The sequence below is a fragment of the Nonomuraea roseoviolacea subsp. carminata genome (genome assembly GCF_024172185.1).
GTDB classification, from domain to species: Bacteria; Actinomycetota; Actinomycetes; order Streptosporangiales; family Streptosporangiaceae; genus Nonomuraea; species Nonomuraea roseoviolacea.
Genome location: NZ_JAMZEC010000001.1, coordinates 6,132,762 through 6,155,116, shown reverse-complemented (window position 1 = coordinate 6,155,116; position 22,355 = coordinate 6,132,762). Strand labels below are relative to the sequence as shown.

19 protein-coding genes and 1 tRNA gene are annotated in these 22,355 nt (G+C 75.5%); 12 read left to right on the top strand and 8 right to left on the bottom strand.

From position 1 onward, the window contains the following. Positions 1–52: 52 nt before the first annotated feature. Both HD595_RS28530 and HD595_RS28525 read right to left on the bottom strand, forming a co-directional pair. Positions 53–712 carry a peptidyl-tRNA hydrolase gene (locus tag HD595_RS28530; protein WP_253774261.1) on the bottom strand — a complete coding sequence of 220 codons (660 nt, stop codon included), beginning with the start codon at positions 710–712 and terminating at the stop codon, positions 53–55. After that, positions 709–1,974, bottom strand: coding sequence for an MFS transporter (locus tag HD595_RS28525; protein WP_253774259.1), 1,266 nt, complete (start codon positions 1,972–1,974; stop codon positions 709–711). The genes HD595_RS28530 and HD595_RS28525 overlap by 4 nt, the downstream gene beginning before the upstream one ends. Before the next feature lie 71 nt (positions 1,975–2,045). Here HD595_RS28525 and HD595_RS28520 point away from each other — a divergent pair, with 71 nt between their 5' ends. Both HD595_RS28520 and HD595_RS28515 read left to right on the top strand, forming a co-directional pair. Beyond that, positions 2,046–3,008, top strand: coding sequence for a GlxA family transcriptional regulator (locus tag HD595_RS28520; protein WP_253774257.1), 963 nt, complete (start codon positions 2,046–2,048; stop codon positions 3,006–3,008). A 108-nt stretch (positions 3,009–3,116) separates the two neighbouring features. Continuing rightward, entirely contained in the window at positions 3,117–4,379 is a 1,263-nt protein-coding gene (locus tag HD595_RS28515) for an MFS transporter (RefSeq protein ID WP_253774255.1), read from the top strand. 7 nt (positions 4,380–4,386) lie between these two features. Here HD595_RS28515 and HD595_RS28510 read toward each other — a convergent pair whose 3' ends face one another. Then, positions 4,387–5,277, bottom strand: coding sequence for a LysR substrate-binding domain-containing protein (locus tag HD595_RS28510; RefSeq protein WP_253781345.1), 891 nt, complete (start codon positions 5,275–5,277; stop codon positions 4,387–4,389). Between the two features lie 80 nt (positions 5,278–5,357). On the opposite strand from HD595_RS28510, the gene HD595_RS28505 reads away from it, so the two are divergent. The 8 genes from HD595_RS28505 to HD595_RS28470 all read left to right on the top strand — a co-directional run bounded on the left by HD595_RS28505 (position 5,358) and on the right by HD595_RS28470 (position 15,667). Continuing rightward, the gene (locus HD595_RS28505; RefSeq protein WP_253774253.1) at positions 5,358–6,317 is read left to right on the top strand and encodes a Rossmann-fold NAD(P)-binding domain-containing protein; all 960 of its coding nucleotides are present in this window, start codon (positions 5,358–5,360) and stop codon (positions 6,315–6,317) included. A 1-nt stretch (position 6,318) separates the two neighbouring features. Continuing rightward, positions 6,319–7,206, top strand: coding sequence for an aldo/keto reductase (locus HD595_RS28500; protein WP_253774251.1), 888 nt, complete (start codon positions 6,319–6,321; stop codon positions 7,204–7,206). A gap of 126 nt (positions 7,207–7,332) precedes the next feature. Continuing rightward, the gene (locus tag HD595_RS28495) at positions 7,333–7,794 is read left to right on the top strand and encodes a S26 family signal peptidase (RefSeq protein WP_253774250.1); all 462 of its coding nucleotides are present in this window, start codon (positions 7,333–7,335) and stop codon (positions 7,792–7,794) included. 45 nt (positions 7,795–7,839) lie between these two features. Beyond that, positions 7,840–10,899: an AfsR/SARP family transcriptional regulator gene (locus HD595_RS28490; RefSeq protein WP_253774247.1), complete on the top strand. Its 3,060-nt coding sequence runs from the start codon at positions 7,840–7,842 to the stop codon at positions 10,897–10,899. Positions 10,900–10,977: 78 nt separating this feature from the next. Further along, positions 10,978–11,169 (top strand): hypothetical protein, encoded by a 192-nt coding sequence (locus HD595_RS28485; RefSeq protein ID WP_253774245.1) that lies wholly within the window; start codon positions 10,978–10,980, stop codon positions 11,167–11,169. Positions 11,170–11,277: 108 nt separating this feature from the next. Then, complete coding sequence (locus HD595_RS28480) at positions 11,278–11,790, top strand: hypothetical protein (protein WP_253774243.1); 513 nt, start codon at positions 11,278–11,280, stop codon at positions 11,788–11,790. 199 nt (positions 11,791–11,989) lie between these two features. Next, the gene (locus HD595_RS28475) at positions 11,990–12,154 is read left to right on the top strand and encodes a hypothetical protein (RefSeq protein WP_253774241.1); all 165 of its coding nucleotides are present in this window, start codon (positions 11,990–11,992) and stop codon (positions 12,152–12,154) included. Positions 12,155–12,220: 66 nt separating this feature from the next. After that, on the top strand, positions 12,221–15,667 hold the full coding sequence (locus tag HD595_RS28470) for an ATP-binding protein (protein ID WP_253774239.1): 3,447 nt from the start codon (positions 12,221–12,223) through the stop codon (positions 15,665–15,667). Here the strand turns inward: HD595_RS28470 and HD595_RS28465 are convergent. Next, a complete protein-coding gene (locus HD595_RS28465; RefSeq protein WP_253774237.1) occupies positions 15,652–16,353 on the bottom strand; it encodes a hemerythrin domain-containing protein in 702 nt (233 codons plus the stop codon). The two genes, HD595_RS28470 and HD595_RS28465, sit on opposite strands and share 16 nt — an antisense overlap. Before the next feature lie 157 nt (positions 16,354–16,510). On the opposite strand from HD595_RS28465, the gene HD595_RS28460 reads away from it, so the two are divergent. Both HD595_RS28460 and HD595_RS28455 read left to right on the top strand, forming a co-directional pair. Then, a complete protein-coding gene (locus tag HD595_RS28460) occupies positions 16,511–17,077 on the top strand; it encodes a TetR/AcrR family transcriptional regulator (protein ID WP_253774235.1) in 567 nt (188 codons plus the stop codon). Positions 17,078–17,320: 243 nt separating this feature from the next. Next, on the top strand, positions 17,321–18,505 hold the full coding sequence (locus HD595_RS28455; RefSeq protein ID WP_253774233.1) for an FAD-dependent oxidoreductase: 1,185 nt from the start codon (positions 17,321–17,323) through the stop codon (positions 18,503–18,505). A 48-nt stretch (positions 18,506–18,553) separates the two neighbouring features. Here HD595_RS28455 and HD595_RS28450 read toward each other — a convergent pair. The 4 genes from HD595_RS28450 to HD595_RS28435 all read right to left on the bottom strand — a co-directional run bounded on the left by HD595_RS28450 (position 18,554) and on the right by HD595_RS28435 (position 22,346). Beyond that, positions 18,554–18,626, bottom strand: a tRNA-Ala gene (locus HD595_RS28450). Positions 18,627–18,720: 94 nt separating this feature from the next. Beyond that, positions 18,721–20,277: a vWA domain-containing protein gene (locus HD595_RS28445; RefSeq protein ID WP_253774232.1), complete on the bottom strand. Its 1,557-nt coding sequence runs from the start codon at positions 20,275–20,277 to the stop codon at positions 18,721–18,723. Positions 20,278–20,407: 130 nt separating this feature from the next. Then, positions 20,408–20,962, bottom strand: a complete 555-nt coding sequence (locus HD595_RS28440; protein ID WP_253774231.1) for a TIGR03086 family metal-binding protein — start codon at positions 20,960–20,962, stop codon at positions 20,408–20,410. Positions 20,963–21,026: 64 nt separating this feature from the next. Beyond that, positions 21,027–22,346, bottom strand: coding sequence for a serine hydrolase domain-containing protein (locus tag HD595_RS28435; RefSeq protein ID WP_253774230.1), 1,320 nt, complete (start codon positions 22,344–22,346; stop codon positions 21,027–21,029). Between the last annotated feature and the right edge of the window lie 9 nt (positions 22,347–22,355).

The following is a 22,355-nucleotide window of genomic DNA, read 5'->3' as shown; positions in this document are numbered from 1 at the left end:
CTCCCGGCACGCGGCCGTGCGGCTTCACGCTCCGGCTACCCGCCGGACGGCTTCACGCTCTGGACACGCGGCCGTACAGCCATGGCGCGTCGGCGACGAACGTGCACGATCCCGGCTCGATCTCGGTGAACCCGGCGTCGCGGACCACCGGCAGCCCGGCGGCGACCAGGGCCGCGAAGTCGCCCGGGGCGGCGGTGCGCGCGCTGACCGTGAGACCGCGCTCCCGCCAGGCGTCGCGCTCGGCGCGGTCGCTGGCCCACCAGGCGAGCTGGGCGGCGTGCCCGGCCTGCGCCATCGCCTTGCCCGCCGACATGGACAGGGCCGGGTTGGCCCACAGGACGGGCGCCTGCGCCGGCGCGGGCTCGCGGGTGTCGGTCAGCTCGGTGCCGGACACCTGGAGCCGCGCGAGGTCGCGCGGCCAGGCGTCGAGCGGCACGGGCGGGTGGACGCGCACCTCGGCCGTGCGGTGCTCCACCGTACGGCCGGGCAGCGCCGACGCCCTGCGCCACTCGGCTCCCCTGGCCCGGCGCACGACCTTGCGGATCTTGCCCGTGGACTGCCAGGCGTGCAGCTCGTCCGCCCACTCCCCCGGGTCGTCGAGCAGGCTCAGCACGGCCATCGCCGCGGCCTCCAGGGCGTCGGTGCGCTCGGGGGGAGCGGCCCGCTCGATCCTGACGACGAGGGGCAGGACCATCAGTTCGGAGTCGTTCATCGCCCCCTAGCATGCCGGATGGCCAGCGACATGCCGGTGGCGGCCAGGCACAACAGGCCGGCGCCGTACCACGCGAGGTCGTAGGCGCCGAGGTGGTCGCGGGTCAGGCCGGCGGCCACGGCGGCGACGGCGGCGCCCACCTGGTGGGAGCCGAACACCCAGCCGAACACGACCGCGCCGTCGGCGCCGTACGCCTGCCGGCACAGGGCCACGGTCGGCGGCACGGTCGCCACCCAGTCGAGGCCGTAGAAGACGATGAAGATCAGCATGCTCGGCTCGGTGGTGGCCGCGAACAGGCTCGGCAGCACCATGAGCGACAGCCCGCGCAGCCCGTAGTAGACGCCGAGCAGCACCCGGGGGTCCATCCGGTCGCTCAGCCACCCGGAGGCGATCGTGCCGGCGACGTCGAAGATCCCGACGATGGCGAGCAGGCCCGCGGCGGTCGGCTCGGCCATGCCGTGGTCGTGGGCGGCGGGGATGAAGTGGGTGCTGACCAGGCCGTTCGTGCTGGCGCCGCAGATGGCGAAGCCGCCCGCGAGCAGCCAGAACGGCCGGGTGCGCGCCGCCGAGCGCAGCACCGACAGCGCGCGCAGCGCCGCGTTGCCCCTGGCCGGCGCCGCCCGCGGGGCCTCGGGGTCGGCGCCGAGCGCGGTGGTGCCCACGTCCTCGGGCCGGTCGCGCAGCAGCCACCACACGAACGGCACCACGGCCAGGGCGGAGCCGGCCACGGTCAGCGCGGCCACCCGCCATCCCGGCCCCTCGGCCAGGTGGGCGAGCACGGGCAGGAAGACGAGCTGCCCGGTGGCGCCGGCGGCGGTGAGCACCCCGGTGACCAGGCCGCGGTGCCGGACGAACCACCGGTCGGCCACGGTGGCGGCGAAGACCAGCGCCATCGACCCGGTGCCGAGGCCGACGAACACCCCCCACAGCAGCACGAGCTGCCAGCTCGCGGTCATGAAGACGGTCAGCCCGCTGCCCGTGGCCACGAGCAGCATGGCCGCGGCGACCACGCGCCGCATGCCGAAGCGGTCCATGAGGGCGGCGGCGAAGGGGGCGGTCAGGCCGTAGAGCACCAGGTTGACCGAGACGGCGAGCGAGATCGTGCCCTTCGTCCAGCCGAACTCCTCCTGGAGCGGACTGATCAACACGCCGGGGGTGGCGCGGAAACCGGCGGCGCCGAGGATCGCCACGAAGGCGACGGCCGCGACGAACCAGGCGCGATGGATCCCGCGCGTGCGGACAGGAGGGGTGCTCAACGTCATGGGCCCATCCTCGGCGAGCGGGCGCGACGGCCGCGAGTGGCCGGAAAGCCAACGTGTGAAAGAATCGGGCCATGACGCACCGGGTCGCGGTCCTCGTCCTGAACCACTTCTCGACCCTGGATCTGGGAGTCCCGGGCCAGGTGTTCTGGGGCGCGGAGACGGCGACCGGCGAGAGGCTGTACGAGGTGGTGACCTGCTCGCCCGGCGGCCGGCCCGTGCGGTGCGCCGCCGGCTACAGCGTCGTGCCCGACCACGACCTCGACGTGCTCGACACCGCAGATACCGTCGTGGTGCCCGGCATCGTCGCCGGCCGGGCCCTGACGGACGGCACCGTCACGGGCGAGGTGCGCGAGGCGCTGCGCGGCCGTCCCCGGGTCATGTCGATCTGCACGGGGGCGTTCGTGCTGGCCGCGGCGGGGCTGCTGGACGGGCGTCCCGCGACCACCCACTGGCGCAAGGCGTCCCGCTTCGCCGCGCTGTTCCCCCGCGTGCGGCTGGACCCGGACGTGCTGTACGTGGACGACGGCGACGTGCTGACCTCGGCCGGGGTGGCCGCGGGGATCGACCTGTGCCTGCACGTGGTCCGGCGCGACCACGGCAGCGAGGTGGCCAACCGGCTGGCCCGCCGCTGCGTCACGCCGCCGTGGCGCGAGGGCGGCCAGGCCCAGTACGTCGAGCGGCCCCTGCCCGACACCGGCGACAACGGCACCGCCGCCACCCGCACGTGGATGCTCGGCCGGCTCGACGCCGACCTGCCGCTGGAGGCGCTGGCCGAGCACGCGCGGATGAGCGTGCGCACCTTCACCCGGCGCTTCCGCGAGGAGACGGGCATGAGCCCGGCCCGCTGGCTGGCCCGGCAGCGGGTCGAGCACGCCCGGCTGCTGCTGGAGACGACGGACCTGCCGGTGGAGGAGGTGGCGCGGTGCTCCGGGTTCGGGACGTCGGTGTCGCTGCGCCAGCACCTGCGCGCCGCCGTCGGGGTCGCACCCCTGGCCTACCGGCACACCTTCCGCCGCGCCGCCCCCCGCGGCTGAGCGCCGTCTCACCGGGCGAGCCGCCGCGCCGTCCTCTCCGGCTGAGCGCCGTCTCGCCGGGCGAAATCGGGCGGCGGCGCGCGGGGCCCGGGGGATACCCTCACCGGCGTGATCTCCCTCCGGATCGGCACGGGCCGATCGCCCCGCCCCGGCTCGCTCTGGCGCGACCGCGACTTCCTGATCTTCTGGTGCGCGCAGACGCTGTCGGTCGCGGGCGACTCGTTCGCGCTCATCGCCGTGCCGCTCCTCGTCCTGAACGTGACCGGCTCGGCCACGCAGATGGGCCTGCTCACGGGTGTGGCCGGCACGGCGTCCGTGGCGGCCGGGGTGTTCGCGGGGGTGCTCGCCGACCGGTTCGACCGCAGGCGGCTGCTCATCGCGTGCGACGTCATCAGGCTCGTCCTGTTCGCGACGATCCCGGTCGTCTGGGCGTTCGGCACGCACATCTGGCTGCTGTACGCGGTGCTGCCGCTGGCCGCGGCCGTGGGCATGGTCTTCCAGGTGACGTACGTGGCCGCGGTCGGCGGCCTGGCCGGCGAGGGACGCGTCACCGAGGCCAACGGCATGCTGTACGCCACGGCCGCCGCGGCGGGCGTCCTGGGCCCGACCCTGGCCGGTGTGGTGGCCGGGCGCTTCGGACCGACCGCGGCGATCACCATCAACGCGGCCAGCTTCGCGCTGTCCGCGCTGGGCGTGCTGCTGACCCGCTCCTCCCGCTACGCCGTCGCGTCCGCCGAGACCGCGGGACCGGCGCGCGAGGGGCGGCCCTGGCGGGAACTGCTGGCCGGGGCGGAGTTCCTGTTCCGGCAGCCCGTGCTGCGGACCCTGACGATCCTGCTGTCGTTCTTCATCTTCATGACGCTCGGCCTGACGGACATCGTGATCTACCGGCTCAAGCACGACCTCGGCCAGAGCGACTCCGTGGTGGGCGTCGTGCTGGGCGTCGGGGCGGTGGGCACGATGGCCGGCTCGATGCTGGTCGCCCGGGTGCGGCGGAGCCTCGGGTTCGGGCCGTCGTGGATCGGCGCGCAGGTCGTGTCGGGCCTCGCCATCCTCTCCCTCGGGCTCGCGGGCTCGGTGTGGGGCGTGGCCGCGATCATGGCTCTGTACCTCGCGTGCGTCAGCGTGGCCGGCATCTGCTCCATGTCGCTGCGCCAGCAGGTGACGCCTCCGCACCTGCTGGGGCGGGTGACGTCGGCGTTCTGGACGATCCACTTCTCGCTCGGGCCGGTCGGCGCGGCCGTGCTCGGCTGGGGCGCCGAGCATCGCGGCGCGACGACGGTGTTCGTCGTGGCCGGCGCCTCCTGCCTGGTGCTGGCGCTGGTCGCGCTCCTCACCCCCGTACGGCAGCGCCACCCCGAGCGGGCGTGAGCCCGGGTCAGCCCCGGGCGGCGCGCACCAGCAGCCCGGCCAGCGCCTCCACCAGGCCGGGGTCCGCCGGGCGGCGCGAGGTGACCAGCCCGACGTGGCGGGCCGGGCGCGGCGGCCGGATCGGCACGACGGCCACGCCCGTGGCCGAGCGGTCCAGGGCGACCTCGGGGATCAGCGACACGCTCACCCCCGCGGCGACCAGCGCCTGGGCGAAGAAGTAGTCGCTGGTCCCGCCGGCGAACACCGGCTCGAACCCCGCCCCCTCGGCGTACCGGCGCAGGAACGCCTCCGTCTTGGTGCAGCCGAGCACCCAGCGCTCGCCGGCCAGCTCGGCGATCTCGACGGCCTCGCGGCCGGCCAGCCGGTGCCCCGCGGGCAGCACCGCCGACAGCGGGTCGTCCATGAGCGGCGTCCACTCCAGGACCGGCCGGTCGCCCTGGACGAGCGGCAGCGGGCCGTCGAAGTGGTAGGCGAGGGCGAGGTCGGCCACCCCCTCGCGCACGAGGGGAAGCGCGTCCTCCGGCTCGCGCTCCAGCACGTTCACCTCGACGTCGGGGTGGGCGGCCACGAACGCGGTGAGCGCGCCCGGCAGCAGGCGGCGGCCGCCGCTGCTGAACGTGGCGATCGTCAGGCGGGGACGCCCGGCCGCGATCCGGTCGATGCGCTCCTGGGCGCTGCGCAGCTCGGCGAAGACCACGTCGGCCGCCTCCAGGAGCAGGCGGCCGGGCTCGGTGAGCACCACGCCGCGCGTGCTGCGCTCGACGACCGGCGCGCCGACCGAGCGTTCGAGGCCGGCGATCTGCTGGGACACCGCCGAGGGCGTGAAGAGCAGCGCGGCGGCCGCCTTGGCGAAGCTGCCCTGGCGGGCCACCTCGCGCAGGACCCGGAGCCGCTGCACGTCGATCAACAGTTCTCCTAACGGCCTCGTAAGCAGGTCGGCACTTCTGCTCACCGCCCCGCCCCGGCAGGCTCGGTGGCGTGAAGAGCGTATGCGTCATCGGCGGGAGCCGTTACTTCGGGCTCCGCCTCATCGAACTCCTCCGCGACGCGGGCACGGCCGTCACGGTCGTCAACCGCGGCTCGGCCGCGCCCCCGCCGGGGGTCGCGCACGTGGTCGCCGACCGCGACGACGAGGAGGGGCTGCGCGCGGCGCTCGGACGGAGCACGTTCGACGTGGTGATCGACCAGGTCTGCTACACGCCGCTCCAGGCGGCGCTCGCGCGGCGGGTCTTCGCCGGGCGCACCGCCCGGTACGTTATGACGTCCACGATGGAGGTGTACGACCCGGCCACGTCCGCGCTGATCACCCCGGCCGCCTCCGGGACCCTGGTCACGGAGTACTTCTTCGACGCGGCCGCGTGGCCGGCGGACGGCGGCCCGGCCGGGCCCGGCCCGGCCGGGCCCGGCCCGTCCGGGCTGCCCGCCGAGGCCGTCACGTACGCCGAGGACAAGCGGCGGGCCGAGGCGGTCCTGGCCGGGGAGAGCGCCTTCGCGTTCGTCGCGGTGCGCTCGGCGCACGTGCTCGGCGTGCGGGCCCGCGACTTCACCGGCCGGCTCGCGTACTACGCCGACCGCATCCGCGCGGGCCGGCCGGTCGCGGTCCACCGCGACCCGTTCCCCAGCTCGTTCACCAACGACGAGGAGATCGCCGGCCTGCTGTTCCGGGTGGCGGCCTCCGACCACGTCGGCGCCCTGAACGCCTGCTCGCACGGGCCGCTCGACGTGCTCGACCTGTGTGAGGCGATCGGCGCGCAGACCGGACGGGCGCCGGTGTACCAGGTGGTGGAGCCGGGCGAACCGGCCTCGCCGTTCTCCTTCGACCGCCACTACGCCATGGACAACGGCCTGGCCGCCCGGCTCGGCCTCCCCCTCTCGACCGGCGCGGACTGGCTGCCCGACGCGGTCGCCGCGACGCTCGGCCACGCGAAGGCGGCCTGACATGCGCACCCGATCCCTGACCCGTCGCCTGGGCCCCGTGGAGGTGGGCCCCGTCGGCGTCGGCGCCATGCCGCTGTCCATCGAGGGCCGACCGGGCGAGGAGCGGGCCGTGGCCACGATCCACGCCGCCCTCGACGCGGGCGTCACGCTCGTCGACACCGCGGACTCGTACCACTGGCACGCGGGCGAGATCGGCCACAACGAGGAGCTGGTCGCGCGGGCCCTCGCCGCCTACGGCGGCGACCGCGACGCGGTGCTGGTCGCCACGAAGGGCGGCCGCGGGCGGCCCGGCGACGGCACGTGGACCGTCACGGGCACCCCCGAGCATCTGAAGCGGGCCTGCGAGGGTTCGCTGCGGCGGCTCGGCGTGGAGGCCGTCGGCCTGTACCAGCTCCACAAGCCGGACCCGGCCGTGCCGTGGGCCGAGTCGGTCGGCGCGCTGCGCGACCTCCTCGACGAGGGAAAGATCCGCATGGCTGGGGTGTCCAACGTGGACACCGCCCAGATCCTGCAGGCCCGCGACATCCTCGGCGACGGTCTGGTCTCGGTGCAGAACCGCTACTCGCCCGCGGTGCGCGACAGCGAGCCCGAGCTGGAGCTGTGCGCGCGGCTCGGCCTGGCGTTCCTGCCCTGGAGCCCGCTCGGCGGCCTGTCGCGCAGCTCCCTGGACGGCCCCTCCGGCCAGGAGCCGGACCCGCGCATGGCCGCCTTCCACGAGATCGCGGCCGAGCGCGGCGTCAGCCCGCAGCGGGTCGCGCTCGCGTGGCTGCTGGCCCGCTCTCCGGTGGTCATCCCCATCCCGGGGGCCAGCCGCCCGGAGACGATCCGCGACTCGGCCGCCGCCGCGGCCCTCACGCTGACGGACGCGGAGCTCGCCCGCTGTCCCTGACGGCGCTGTATCCGGCGCCACGGGCCCGCCGGCCTGCCCGGTTGATCTTTCCCTTGACAGCGTCGCGGCACAACGGAGATCGTTCCTGGCAAAGATCAACCTTCGGTCCGTACCGGGAAGAGCGCGATGAACCTGATCAGCGGCGGGTTGCTCGCCGGTGTTGCCGTGGCGGCCGCGGGAGTCCTGCTGGCCCGCCGGCGTTACGTGGTGGTCACCGTGGACGGGGTCAGCATGGCCCCGACGCTCAACGACGGCGACCGCATCCTGGTGCGGCGGCGGCGGTTGGACCAGGTGTCGAGGGGCGACGTCGTGGTGCTGGAGCCGACGCCGGATCCCACCGGGCGGATCCTGCCCGGCCCGCCCGGACCGGACGGCCGGCGCTGGAACATCAAGCGGGCCGTGGCCTTACCCGGCGACCCCGTCCCTCCCGACGTGCCGGTGGAGGGGGACGTGGAGCGGGTGCCCGCCGGAGCGCTCGTGGTCTTCGGCGACAACGAGCGCAGCTTCGACTCCCGGCAGCGCGGCTTCTTCCACGAGGACAGGCTGCTCGGGGTCGCGTTGCGCCGGTTGGGCGGGTCGTCCCTCTAGGCCGGAGCGGAGGGCACGCCCGTGGAGTTCCGACTTCTTGGCCCGATGCGGATCCAGGCCGGCGGCTCGGCGGTGCGGATCACGGCGCCCAAGCAGCGCACCGTCCTCGCCATGCTGCTGACCCGGGCCGGTCACGTCGTCCCGGTCCGATCCCTGGTGACGGAGGTCTGGGACGACCGCCCGCCGCGCTCCGCCGTGGCGAACCTGCGCACGTACCTCACGCAGTTGCGCAAGCTGCTGCCCCCCTCCGCCGATCCCGCGGCCGAGCGGCTGGTCACCTCGGAGGCCGGCTACCTGCTGCGGGTGGAGCCGGAGGAGTTCGACCTGTTCCAGTTCGAGGAGCTGTCGGGGCGCGGCGGCCGGGCGCTGGCCCGCCGCGACCCCGGGGCCGCGCTGGACGCCTACGGCCGGGCGCTGTCGCTGTGGGAGGGGATGGTCGCCGAGGACGTGCCGCTCGGGCCGAGCCTGCGTGAGGTGGTGGCCCGGCTCACCGACCGCTACCTGGGCGTGGTGGAGGAGCACACCGAGATCCAGCTCCTGCTCGGCCGCTACCCCGAGGCGGTCGGTCGGTTGCGTGAGGTCGTCGCGCACTATCCGCTGCGCGAGCGGCTGCACGGGCAGCTCATGGTGGCGCTCTACCGCAGCGGCGACGTGGTGGGGGCGCTGGAGGCGTTCGCCGTGGCCCGCCGGGTGCTGGCGGAGGAGCTGGGCATCGACCCGGGGCCGGACCTGTTGCGCCTGCACCAGGCGGTGCTCCGCCGCGACGCGAGCCTGCTGGCCCCGCCCGAGCCCGCGCCCCTGCCCATGGCCGCGCCCCCGGAGCCCGGGTGCCGCGCCGCCCGCTGCCGGGGTGAGCGCGCGCCGGTCGAGCACGTCCCAGGTGAACGCGGGCCAGGCGAGCGCGGGCCGCGTCAGCTTCCCCTCGCCCCCAAGGTCTTCGTCGGCCGTACGGCGGAGCTGGCCCGCCTGCGGGCCGCCCTGACCGCCGACCCCGGGCCCGGCGGCGGCCCCGCGGTGCTCGCGCTGCACGGCCCCGGCGGGACGGGCAAGTCGGCGCTCGCGCTGCGCGCCGCTCACGCCGTCGCCGGCCGGTACCCCGACGGCCAGCTCTACGTGGACCTCCAGGGCACCTCCCCCGGCATGCAGCCGCTGACCCCGGCCGAGGCGCTGGGCCGCTTCCTGCGCGCCCTCGGCGTCCCCCCGGACGAGGTCCCGGCCGCGGCGGCCGAGGCGGCGGCCCTCTACCAGTCGTCGCTGGCGGGCCGGCGGGTGCTCGTCGTGCTCGACAACGCCGTGGGCGCGACCCAGGTGGCGCCGCTCCTCCCGGCGGACGCGGGCTGCGCGGCCCTGGTCACCAGCCGGGTGGCGCTGACCACCATGGACGCCGTGCCCGTCGCCGTCGGGCTGCTGAGCGAGGACGACTGCGTGCGCATGCTGACGGCGCTGGCCGGAGAGCACCGCGTCGCCGCCGAACCCGGGGCGGCGGCCGAGATCGCCCGCTTGTGCGGGTGCCACCCCCTCGCGATGCGCATCGCCGGCGCGCGCCTGGCCGCCCGCCCCGACTGGTCGCTCACCCGTTTCGGCGAACGGCTGCGCGACCACCGTGACCGGCTGGACGAGCTGCGGGCGCCCGGCCTGAGCCTGCGCTCCTGCTTCGAGGCCGGCTACGACACGCTGACGGGCGCCGCCCAGGCCGCGTTCCGCCGGTTCGGGGTGCTGGACGTGCCGGAGATGGGTGTGGAGCTGGCCGCGGCGCTGGCCGGCACCGGCCGCAAGGAGGCCGAGGCGGCACTGGACGAGCTGGCCGAGGCGCGGCTGCTGGAGCCCGTCCCCGAGGGGCGTTACCGCGTCCACGACCTGCTGCGGCTGTTCGCCGTCGAACTGGCCGCGGTTCACGACCGGCAGAGGGACCGGACCCGGGCGCTGCGCCGCGCCCTCGACGCGTACCTCGGACTCTGCCGGGAGATGCGCGACCTGCTGCAGCCGCACCTGCGCGGCGGCGGGCGGCGGAGAAGCGGCGGGCGCGACACCGCGCCGCAGCCCGGGGGCGGGCCCGGCCAGGCGCCGCAGTCCGGGGGCGGGCGGGGCCAGGCGTCGCAGTCCGGACGCGGGCGCGAACCCGGGCCGCTGCTGAACGGTCCCGCCGCGGCCGTGCGCTGGTTCGACACGGAGCTGCGCTGCCTGGTGGCGGCCGCAGCCCAGGCCACGCGCGGCGAGCCGGACGTCGCGCGGTTCGTCACGGAGCTGATGCCGCTGGTCAAGGCCGTGGCCATGAAGGGCGGTCACTGGCGGGAGCTGGAGACCCTCTCCCGCCTGGCGATCAGCGTGGCGCGGCGCCACGGCGACCGGCCCGCCGAGGCGGCCACCCTCGTGACCCTCGGGCTGGTGGAGTGGCGGGCCGGCCGCGCGGAGGAGGCGCGCGACCTCATGAGCCGCGCGCTGGAGCTCTGGCGCGAGGTCGGCGACCGCGAGGCCGAGGGCCTGGCGCTGCACAACCTCGGCTGGCTCAGCATGCAGACCGGTGACCTCGGCTCGGCGCTCGACCACATCACCGCGAGCCTGCGGCTGCTGGAGGCCCACGGGTCCAGCCGGGTCGGGCTGGTCGGCCACAACCTGGGCGAGGTGCTGCTCCGGCTCGGCAGGCACGCCGAGGCGGTCCGCCGGTTCGAGCGCTGCCTGGCCGTCCGCCGGGCCGACGGCGACCTGTACGGAGAGAGCATCACGCTGGCGGCGCTCGGCCGCGCGTACGGGCTGCTGGACCAGCGGGAGCGGGCGCTGGCCGCGCTGGAGGAGGCGCTGGCCCGCTGCGGTGAGACCGGCAACCGCGAGGACGAGTGGGAGGCGCGGCTGGCCAGGTCCGAGATGCTGCTGCGCCAGGGCGACCCGGCCGCGGCCGAGGCCGACCTGGTGCGCGTCCTGGAGCTGACCGCCCGGATCGGCGACCCGTACGGGCAGGCGGCCGGGGCGCGGCAGCTCGCCCGGGCCCGCTCGGCCCTGGCGGACCCGCGGGCCGAGGCCGACGCGCGCCGGGCCGGCGAGCTGTTCGCCGACCGGGCGCTGCGCCGCGACCCCGCGCTGGAGCGGCTGCTCACGGCCCGGATGTAGGGCAGCTGTATCGGCCGCTGTATGTCCCCCAAATAGCTTTTCGGCCGACCGCATCGTTACGGAAAGGAGCGTGGATCCATGTCCAACGTCCTGGGCAGGCTCGGCGACCGGATTCTCGAGAAGCTGGTGCCGAAGACGTCCGCGGCAGCCTACGAGTACTACGTGCACTGCTACTGCCGGGAGCGCTCCGACTTCCGGAAGATCTGCATGCTCAGCGGCGGCAAGACGTACTGCGGCGCCTGCTACGTGTTCAGGACCTGCGGGGTCTGAGCCGTGGGGCGCGGGTCCGCCGGCGGTCCCCCACCGCCCGCGGACCCGCGCCGGATCGCCCCTCCCCGGCCCGGCAGGGCTGCTCACCGTCTGATGCGAGGTCACCTCATGGCTTTCCTGATCGCCGCCGTCGTGCTCGTCGGCCTGCTCTGCCTGCTGAACCTGGTGCTCATGACGGGCGTCCTGCGGCGGCTGCGCGAGCACACCGCCGAGCTGCAGCGCCTGTCCGGCGGGGCGATGGCCCCCATGGCCTACGACCCCCGGGTCCTGGTCGGGCGCCGGCTTCCGGAAGAGGCGGCCGGGCCCCGGCTCGTGGGCTTCTTCGACGTGGAGTGCGACACGTGTCACGAGCGGGCGCCGGAGTTCGTGGCGGCCGCCCGCGCCGAGGACGGCGCGGCCCTGGCGGTCGTGTCCGGCGACCCTGGCCGGGCGGACGACCTCGTGGAGCTCATGAGCGGCGTGGCCAAGGTCGTCACGGGTGACGACGCGCTGCGGATCGCGGAGGCGGTCGGCATCAGCGCGTTCCCGACGTTCCTGCGTACGGGCGCGGAAGGCGTGATCGTGGCGGCGGACACGGAGCTGACCGGCCTGGCGGCCCGGCGGGCGCAGCACCACGCGTGATCACCAGGAGCCGCGCGCACGGCCCCGCCCATGCCGTCACCGCCGTCCGCGCGGTGACGGCGGTCGCGCAGCACCTCGCCTTCGAGGAGAACACCAAGGTCCTCGGGTACCTGTGCCCGGCGCTCAACCGGCGCGAGTCCGCCGAGGGCGAGGCACAGCGGAAGCGGGAGCACGACGTCGTCGCGACCGCCGAGCGGCGGTGCGCCTCCGTTCCCGAGCGAACGCCGACAAGGTCGTCGGCGCCACCCCCGGCGAGCTCATGCGGGGGGTGAAGGCGGTCCTGGCCGACGACGGCGACGTCCGGCAGCGGTTCCTCGTCATGGTCCATCCCGGGACGTCCGGGCGGACCGAGGTCTTCAGGTAGTCACGAACCACTCACCGATCCCACTCCTGTCGTACTATCAGGCGACTTCTTGAGAGTGGTAGGGCTGTGGACATCCGGGTGCTGGGTCCGCTGGAGATCGTCGATGCCGACGGGCGGCCGTGTCAGGTCGGCTCGCCGAAGCTGCGGGCGATGGTGAGCGCGCTGGTGCTGGCCGAGGGCCGGCCGGTGGCTCCGGCCACGCTGATCGACCGGCTGTGGGGCGAGGAGCCGCCGGCCGAGGCGCAGGCGTCGCTGCACTCGTACGTGTCCAACCTGCGCCGCCTGCTGGAGCCGGGACGCCGGGCCAGGGCGCGCAGCGTGCTGACGTTCGGGCCGGTGGGCTACACCCTGGCCATCGACCGGGAGCAGGTGGACGCGACGCGTTTCCTGCGCCTGGTCGGGCGGGCCGAGCAGGCGGCCGAGCCGGAGGAGGCGGAGCGGCTGGCGGACGAGGCGCTGGCGCTGTGGCGGGGGGAGCCGTACCAGGACCTGGACGACCAGGCGTTCGCGGCCGCGGCCAGGGCGCGCCTCACCGAGGCCCGGGAACGGGCCCGCGAGCTGCGGGTGGGCGCGGTCATCCGGCAGGACCGGCACGACGAGCTGCTGGGCGAGCTGGAGGCGCTGACGTACGAGCACCCGCTGCGGGAGCGGCTGTGGGCGCTGCGGGCGCTGGCGCTCTACCGCTGCGGCCGCCAGGGCGAGGCCCTGGAGACGCTGCGCACGGCGCGCCGGATCCTGGCCGAGGAGCTCGGCATCGACCCGGGCGAGGAGCTGCGCGAGCTGGAACGGGACATCCTCGGCCGATCCCCCGCGTTGCTTCCCCGGCGGCAGCGGCTCGACCCCCGGTCAGCCGGACCCCGGTCCAGTGCGCCTGAGGCGGCCGGGGCGGAGATGACCGGGGCGGAGGCGGGCGCGCCGGAGACGGCCGGAGCGGACGCGGGCGAGCCGAAGACGGCCGGAGCGGACGCGGGCGAGCCGAAGACGGGCGAGCGGGAGACGGGCGGGCCGGGGATCGCGGGCCGGAAGGAGGAGCTGGCCGCGCTGGACGGGCTGCTGGACGCGGCGGCGGCCGGCCGTCCCGGCTTCTCGCTCATCACCGGAGAGCCGGGGATCGGCAAGACGCGGCTGGCCGAGGAACTCGTGAGCCGGGCCCGGGCCAAGGGCTTCACGGTCGCGGTGGGCCGGTGCGCGGCCACGGAGGGGGCGCCCGCGTTCTGGCCGTGGGTGACCGTGCTGGAACGGCTGGCCGACACGCTTCCGCCGCTACCCGCCGACGTGCGCGCCGACCTGCCCGGCGTCGGCTCCGCGACCGGGACCGACCCGGAGGGCGCCCGGTTCCGCACGTACCAGGCGGCGGCGCGGGCGCTGACCGCGGGCCGGCGGCCGGTGCTGGTGGTGCTGGACGACCTGCACTGGGCGGACCGGTCCTCGCTGCGGCTGCTCGGCTACCTGGCCGGGCACGTGCGCGACGGCAGGCTGGCCCTGGTGGGCACGGCACGCGACTGGCCGCCGCCGGAGGGCGCGCTGGCCGAGGCGTTCGAGGCGCTGGCGCGCCGGCAGGCGGTCCGGCTGCCGCTGTCCGGGCTCTCGGCCGCCGACCTGGCCGAGTTGACCCCGGCGGGCACGGACGTGTCCGCGCTGCGGGACCGCACGAACGGCAACCCGTTCTTCGTCACCGAGCTGATGCGCTACCTGGGCGCCGGATCGCCGGGCCGCGGCACGCTGCCGCTGGGCGTGCGGGACGTCGTGCTCGGCCGGGTGAACCGGCTGCCCGAGCCGTCCGCGGCGCTGCTGCGGGTGGCGGCGGTGGCCGGGCGGGAGTTCGACGTGGCGATCGTGGCCGAGGCCGCCGGGCTCGACCTGGACACGGCGCTGGACCGGCTGGAGCCGGCCCTGGCCGCCCATCTGGTCGCGGAGGGGCGGCCCGGGCGGTTCCTGTTCGTGCACGCGCTGGTGCAGGAGGCGCTCACCGAGGTGGTGCCGGTGCTGCGCCGCGCCCGGCTGCACGCCGCCGTGGCCACCGCGATCGAGTCGCGCACCGGCGGCCCGGCCTCGGACCGGCTGGCCGCCGCCGCGCACCACTGGTTCGCTGCCGTGCCCGCGGGCCACACCACGCGGGCCTGGCGGGCGGCGTGGCGGGCCGCCGAGGAGGCCAAGCGGCTGCGCGCGTACGACGTGGCCGTCGAGCTGCTGGAACGGGCCGAACGGCTGGCCGGGGACGACCCCGGGCTCGGCGAGGCCGAGCGGATGGACCTGCTGTTCGCGCTGGCGGAGGCCAGGTTCGGCGCGGGCGACTCGCTGGGGCAGGAGGCCGAGCTGACGCGGATCCGCCACCTGGCCAGGCAGGCGGGCGACCGGCGGCGCTGGATCGAGGCCGCGACCGGGTACGGCGGGCGCATCCTGCAGCCCTGGAAGGTCTACGGCGAGCACGACGCCGACCTGGTGGCGGACCTGGAGGAGCTGGCCGCCGACGAGGGGCTGGAGCCGGCCGCCCGGGCCCGGGTGCTGGCCTGCCTGGCGCTCCAGACGTACTACCAGCCGGGACGGCTCCCGGCGGAGCGGGACCGGTGGAGCGCCGAGGCCGCGCGGCTGGCCCGCCAGGAGAACGACGCGACGCTGCTGGGCCGCGTGCTGTTCGCCCGCTACTACGCGCTGCTCGACCCGGACTCGGTGCGTCAGCGGCTGGCGGCGGGCGAGGAGATGGCCCGCGCCGGGTCGGAGGCGGGCGACCACGAGCTGCGCACGATCGGGCTCACCTGCCAGGGCGGCACGCTGCTGGAGCTGTGCCGGGTGCCGGAGGCCCTCGACGTGCTGGCCGAGGCGGAGCGGCTCGTCGGCCGCACGCACATGCCGTACCTGCGCATCATGCTGAACTGGCTGCTGCTCGGCGTGCTCGCCAACCGCGGCGACCTGGAGGCGGCCGAGTCGCTGCTCGCGGCGACCATCGCCGAGCAGCGGGCCACCTCGATGTGGGGGGTGGAGTCGAGCACGGCGGGCGCCACGTACCACGTCGCGCTCATGCGCCTGCGACACGGGGCCGCGGACGCGGTGCAGCCGCCGCAGGACGTCGAGCACGACCAGCTCGACCGGTTCAACGGCGACGGGTACGCCCACTTCCTGGTGGTCAGCGGCCGGCTGGAGGAGGCGCGGCGGGTGCTCGGGCCGTGGGAGCGGCAGCCGCCGATCCCCCGCACCTTCGTCTACCTGTTCTGGCTGGTCGTCCGCTGCGAGGTGTGGGCGGCGCTGGGCGACCGGGCGGCCTGCGCCGACCTGTACGCGGAGGCGTCGCCGTACGCCGACCGGATGGGGATCGCCGGTCTGGGCCTGCTCACGTGGCCGGTCAGCCGGTCGCTGGCGCAACTGGCCGAGGCGCTGGGCGACACGGAGGCGGCGCGGCGGCACGCCGCCCACGCCGAGAGCGTGGAGCGGGAGCTGGCCCGTCCCCGGCCCGCTCATCCCGGGCCCGCTCACTCCCGGCCCGCTCATCCCCGGCCGGCTCATCCCCACAGGTAGGCCGCGCGCCGCCGGTAACTGCCGGCGGCCAGGCGGCTGAGCAGCAGCATCGGCTTGGGCGCCGTCGCGCGCAGGTGGGCCTCGACGTCGGGCGGCAGCTCGGCGGTGATCCAGCCGAGCAGCGTGACCAGCTTGCGGAGACCGTACTGCTTCGTGATCCCCTTGTGCATCCGCGCGTCCTCCTCCGGCGTGATGTGCGCCATCATCAGCGGGATGCCGTCGGTCTCCTCGTGCGCCAGGTGCGCGCCGAGGGTGTCGGCCAGCGCGCGCAGGGCGGTCATGAGCAGCTCGCGCCCCGGCTCGGACGGAGCCGCCTCGAACGCCTCGAAGGCCGCGGTGCTCTCGCTGAGCCAGTGGTCGCACGCCTCGTGCTCGGTCTCCAGCGCGTCGATCGTGCCGATCGACTCCGGCGCCCGCTCCCGCAGGCGCGGCCAGACCGTCTCGTCCTCGGCGGTGTGGTGGTGGTGCAGCACGAACAGCACCCACGCGTGGTGCTCGCGCAGGGCGGTGACGCGCCGGCGGTCGTCGAGGCGGACCCGGCCGACCGCGGTGATCAGGTGGCCGAGGTCGCGGCGGAACCCGAAGTGCGCCAGGTACATGTTGCTCATGTCGAGCGGCCCGGGCGCGGCGGCGGCCTGACCGGGCAGCATGATCTGCGGCACGTGGGGGTGCGCGGCGGTTCGCATGGCGGTGCTCCTTCTGCTCCTGCTCCTGGAGGGACGGCGCCATCATGCCGACCCGCACTTGGGCGGTTCTTGAAGATCATCCGCAAGAGCGCCTCAAGGCGGCGCGAGGCCGGGACGAACCCCGCCCCGCCGACGTTCCGTCTCGTAGGGTTGGGCGGTGGCCACACGCAACGGAGAACGCCTGCTCACCCGCGAGGACTGGACGCGCGCCGCCCTGCGGGCGATCGGCGAGGGCGGGATCGCCGCGGTCGCGGTGGACCGGCTGGCCACCGAGCTCGGCACCACGCGCGGCAGCTTCTACTGGCACTTCAAGAACCGCCAGGACCTGCTGGTCGCCGCGCTGGAGACCTGGGAGAAGGAGGGCGTCACCGACGTCGAGGCCGCCCTGGCCGCGGTGGCGGACCCGGCGCAGCGGCTCCGGGCGATCTTCGTGACCGCCTTCACGCACCCGGCGGCCGCCGACATCGAGGCGGCGCTGGCCGCCAGGGCCGCCGACCCGCTGGTGGCTCCGGCCCTGCGGCGGGTCACGGCGGCCCGCCTGCGCCTGCTGCGGCGGGTCTTCGCCGATCTGGGGTACGGCGAGCGGGAGAGCGACGAGCGTGCCCGCATCTTCCACGTCGCCTACCTCGGCCACTGCCAGGCCCGCCGCGGCGCGCCCGAGGTGTACGCCGACGCCGCGTACGCCGAGCGGCTGATGGAGATGCTGCTCGGCCCTGCCCGCTGAGGGTCACCACGACCGGCGACGGGGGCCCGCCGACGCCCCGCACGCCTGGTCAGTCCGTCGCTGACGGCGCCGAGCGCGAGCAGGCCGCCGAGCGGCAGGGCGGCCGTGCCGTGCAGCCGCGCGCCGGTCAGGCCGTAGCCGCCGAGCGCAGCCGCGCCGCCGGCGACCCCGCGATCTTCCCCTGGCGTGACGGGGCGTACCATACAGCACTGTATGGAAGCCCGGAGAAAGGCGACAACCGTCATGAACTCCTCGCATGCGCTCATCGTCGGCGGCGGCATCGGCGGCCTGGCCACCGCGATCGGACTGCGGCGCGCCGGCTGGCGGGTCACGCTGCTGGAACGGGCGCCCGCCTTCCAGCCGCTGGGCTCCGGCATCACGCTCGCGCCGAACGCCGTCCGCGCGCTCGACGCGCTGGGCCTGGGCGCGCCGCTTCGCGCCCGCGGCATGGCCCAGGGCGCGGCGGGGCTGCGCCTGCCCTCCGGACGATGGCTGATGCGGGCCAAGGTGGAGGAACTGCAACAGCGCATGGGCGTGCCGACCTTCGCGCTGCACTGCGCCGACCTGCACGACCTGCTGATCGGCGCGGCGGAGGGCACCGAGATCCGGCTCGGCCACACCGCGACCGGCCTGCTGGGGCCGGGCACGCTCGCCTTCGAGGGGCCCGACGGGCCGGGAGAGCTGACCGCCGACGTGATCGTGGCCGCCGACGGGATACGCAGCAACGTCCGGACTGCCCTGTTCCCCGGCCACCCGGGGCCGGCCTACGCCGGGTACGTCACCTGGCGCGCCGTCGTCGAGGCCGGCCGCGCGCCCGCCGGGATGCCGATGGTCACCACCGAGACCTGGGGCCGCGGCCGGCGCTTCGGCGTCATCCCGCTGGCCGACGGCCGCGTCTACTGGTACTCCACCGAGTCCTGGCCGGAGGGCACCGGCGCGTACGACACCCTGGCCCAGGTGGCGGCCAGGCACGCCGACTGGCACCGGCCCATCCCCGAGCTCATCGCGGCCACCTCGCCCGACGCGCTCATCAGGCACGACATCCACGCCCTGGCCGCCCCGCTCGACACCTACGTCTCGGGCCGGGTGGCCCTGCTCGGCGACGCCGCCCACGCGCTCACGCCCGACCTCGGCCAGGGCGCGGCCCAGGCGCTGGAGGACGCCGCCACCCTGACCGCGTTCCTGTCGGCCACGGACGACGTCGACGCGGCGCTCCTTCGCTACGACCAGGTGCGGCGGCCGCGCTCGCAGCAGGTGGCGCGAGCTTCCGCCCAGGTCGGGCGCATCATCCAGCTACGCCACCCGGTGGCCGACGCTGGCCTCGCTCCTGCCCGCCGGCACCTACCTGACCGCGACCACGAGAACCCTCGACTGGCAGCCGCCCAAGGCGGCGTGATCAGGGCGGCGCGACGCCCGGCACACCCCTGAAACGACGAGATCCCGCCCGATCGAGCCGATCGGACGGGATCTCCCCTGTGGAGCTATGGGGATTCGAACCCCAGACCTCCTCCATGCCATGGAGGCGCGCTACCAACTGCGCCATAGCCCCGCGCTGCGTGCACCAGTGTATCGGACTTCCCGGGCCGCCGAGCACGGTCGGCGGCCCGGTCAGCGGCCGGCGGCCCGGGACCGCCGCGGTGACCTCACCCGATGGCGCGGGCCCGGTCGATGAGGCGGGCCAGTTCGGACACCATCGGGTCCTCCGCGCTCTCCGCCAGCCGCCTGGCGTGCTCCCCCAGCACCGGCAGGTCCATCCCGAACGCCTGCCTGTCCCGCATGTACACCGCGAAGGCGGCGGCCACCACGTCCACCTGGAGCCGGACCGGCGCCTTGTCCCAGATCGACGGGGCCAGCGCGTCGACGTCCACGGACCCGCTCGCCTCCGCCGGGGCGCGCGTGTCCGGGTCCTGCCAGCGCACGGTGGCCTGGGCGAGCTGGCCCGTGGCTCCCGGCCTGAGGCGGACGCTGTAGAGGGCCGTCACCGCGTGGCCGGGGCCGACCTCGCCGCCGTCGCGCGCGTCGTCGCGGAACCCCTCGGCCGCCATGACCCGGTTGTCGTAGCCGAGGAGCTGCTGGCTCTCCACGACCGACGGGTTGAAGGCGACCTGTGCCTTGGCGTCGCGGGCGCGCAGCTCGATGGTGGTGGGCAGCCGCTCGGCGAAGACCTTCGCGGCCTCCTCCCGGGTGCTGACGTACACGGCGGCGCCGTCGCCGTTGTCGGCGAGCTGTTCCATCAGCTCGTCGCCGTAGTCGCGGCCGACGCCGACCGTGAGCAGCGTGACCTGCCGGCCCGCGTACTCCTTGACCCGGTCGAGGATGGCCTGCCAGGCGGTGACGCCCTGGTTGGCCAGGCCGTCGGACAGCAGGACGACGCGATTGACGGCGGCGGGGCGGAACGCCCGGGACGCCTGCCGATACCCGGTGACCAGCCCGGTCTCCAGGTTCGTGCCGCCCTGGACGGCGAGCCGGTCCACGGCGGCGTGCAGGGCGGGCCGGGCGGTGAGCGGCGTCATCGGGACGAGGGTCTCGGCCGTGTCGCTGAACGCGACGACCGACACCCGGTCGCCCGGGGCGAGCTGGTCGATCAGCGTGTGCAGCGACTCCTTGACCAGGTCGAGCCGGCCGGTCTCGGCCATCGATCCGGAGACGTCCACCACGAAGGTCAGGTCGGCGGGGCGGCGGGCGGCGGCGTCGGAGCCGCGCGTGCGCAGGCCCACGCGGACGACGGCCGTGTCGGAGCCGGGCAGGTGCGCGCCGTCGATGCGGACGGTGAAGCCGTCGCCGGCGGGCTCGGCGTAGTCCTGGCCGAAGGAGTTGACGAACTCCTCGGGCCGGATGCGGGCGGGCTCGGGCCAGCGTCCCTCGCCGAGGGCGCGGCGGGCGTAGGAGTACGAGGCGGTGTCGACGTCGAGGGCGAACGTCGAGATCCGCGCCTCGGCCGCGTCACGGCCGGTGTCCTGCTCGGCGTCGGCGGCCGTCTTTCTTCCGGCCTCGGGCCGCGCCTGGCGGGTGGCACGGGGCTGGGCGGGCACGGGCCGGCCTGCCTCGGTCCTGGCGGGCACGGGCCGGCCGGCCTCGGTCCTGGCGGGCGCGGCGCGTTCGGTGGAGCTCTCGGTGGAGCCCCCGGGCCCGCCGCCGCAGGCCGCGAGAGCGAGCAGTGCGACAAGTCCGGCGCCTGCCGCCCATGGGCGTAATTTCACGGATTACCACCTCCACGCGTATCGACGGTCTCCCGTCACCGCGTGGCCGGGCGAGTGATCCAAGCGAGCGCGAACCGCGACCGGGGCGTGATCGCCCGGATCACCCCGCCCCCTCACGCCCCAGAGATCGTCACGGCTTCCACGAGGGGTCGCGGCCCAGCTCCCCCAAGGCGCGCTCCAGCGCGGACGCTCCGGCGGGCACCTCCACCGGCTCGCCGAACGCCCCCATCTTCCGCCCCGTCGGGGCCATCTGACCGGCGAAGGCGAGCAGCCGCTCCGCCTCCTCCCCGTCCACCTCGTACGGCCGGCCGGTCGCCACGGACAGGTCCCAGCCGTGGACGACGAGGTCGCAGAGGCTCATCGCGGCGAGGGTCGCCATCGGCAGCCCCATGCCGGGGCTGACCCCCTCCCACGCCTCCGGCCTGCGCCAGGCGGCCAGCATCCGCCCGGCCCGCTCCCGGAAGTCTCCGGTGTACTCGCCCTGCGGGATCATCCCGCCGCCGGAGGCCAGCGACTCGAACAGCGAAGCCCCCCACTCCAGGTGGGCGATCAGGCCGCGGACGTCGAACTCGGCGCACGGCGTCGGCAGCGCGAGCTCGTCGTCGCCGATGCCCTCCACCAGGTCCGCCGTACGCCCGGCGGCGCGTTCCAAGAGCGGCAGCGTCTCCTCCATGGTCTGGTTCATGCGCCCCAGCATGCCAGCCCGCCCTCACCCGTGCAGCGGCTTGACGACGACGTTCGCGGCCTGCTCAGACGCGCGGGACCGCTCGGCTGTTGTGCAGGTGCGTGGCGACCCCGTCACGCACGACGAACGTGACGGTGTCGTGCCTGCCGTCCTCGGGCCGCTCGGCGATGAAGGTCTCCCCGGCGAGGTGGACGTACCTGGCGGTGGTGCGCTGCTGGCCCATACTGGCCTCGAAGGCGCCGGGGATCAGGGTGATCTCGACGCCGCCGCCCGCCGGCGAGACCTCGTAGGCAAGCTGGGGCCCCTCGTAGCGGCCCGTGTACGGCGCGGGGTCCACGGCCCGCGGCCGCTCGGGCGGGCGGGGCAGGTCGGGGGCCGCCAGCCCGCCCTCCCTGAGCAGCGGAAGGAGCAGGTCGTTCAGGACGCCGACGAAGCCGCCACCGTTGAGGCACATCGCGATCGCGAACGAGCCGTCGTCCGCCACCCGCCAGAACGTGCTCTGGCCCGGGGTCCCGCCGTCGTGCCCGTAGGCGCCCCAGGTGAACAGCTCGAAGCCGAGACCCCAGTCGGCGGCCATCAGGCCGGGCACACCCGGCACCGCGACCTGCGGGGTGCGCATCGCGGTGACGCTCTCCTCCGACAGCACCCTGGTGCCGTCCTCGGCGAGGCCGCCCGCGGCGAACATGCGGCCGAACCGCACCAGCTCGCGCGGGGCCAGGCACAGGGTGGACCCGGCGGGCGCGTTGGAGCGGGGCATCTGCCACCGGGTGTAGACGTCGTTGCCGGGCCCGACGTGTCCGGCCGCCACGCGGAACAGCACGGCCTCCTCGGCCAGCGGCGCCGCGTGGGTGACGCCGAGCGGCGTCAGCAGGTGCTCCCGCAACGCCTGCTCCCAGGTCGTGCCGCGCAGCCTGGCCACGATCGCGCCGAGCACGCAGTATCCGGCGTTGCAGTACGAGAACAGCTCGCCGGGCTCGTGTACCTTGCCCGCGCCGTGCAGGTAGGCCACGAACCTGTCGAGGCAGTCGTCGCCGCGCCCGGTGTCCTCGAACAGGTCGCCGTCGAAGCCGCCGGTGTGCGTCAGCAGCTGCCTGACGGTGATCACGGTGTCGTAGGACAGGGCGAATCCCGGCAGGTAGGCGCCCACCTCCTCGTCCAGGTCGAGCAGGCCCTCCTCGGCCAGCTGCATGATCAGCGCGGCCGTCCACACCTTGGTGGTGGAGCCGACCTGGAAGACGCTGTCGGGGGTGGTCTCCACGCCGGTGTTCCGGTTGAGCACACCAGTGGCGGCTTCGTGCAGCCGGCCGCCGGTCCACACGGCGATGGCCGCGCCGGGCACGTCGTGGGTCTTGGCCGCCTCGTCGAGGCGTTCCTGCAGGTTCATTCGACTGCC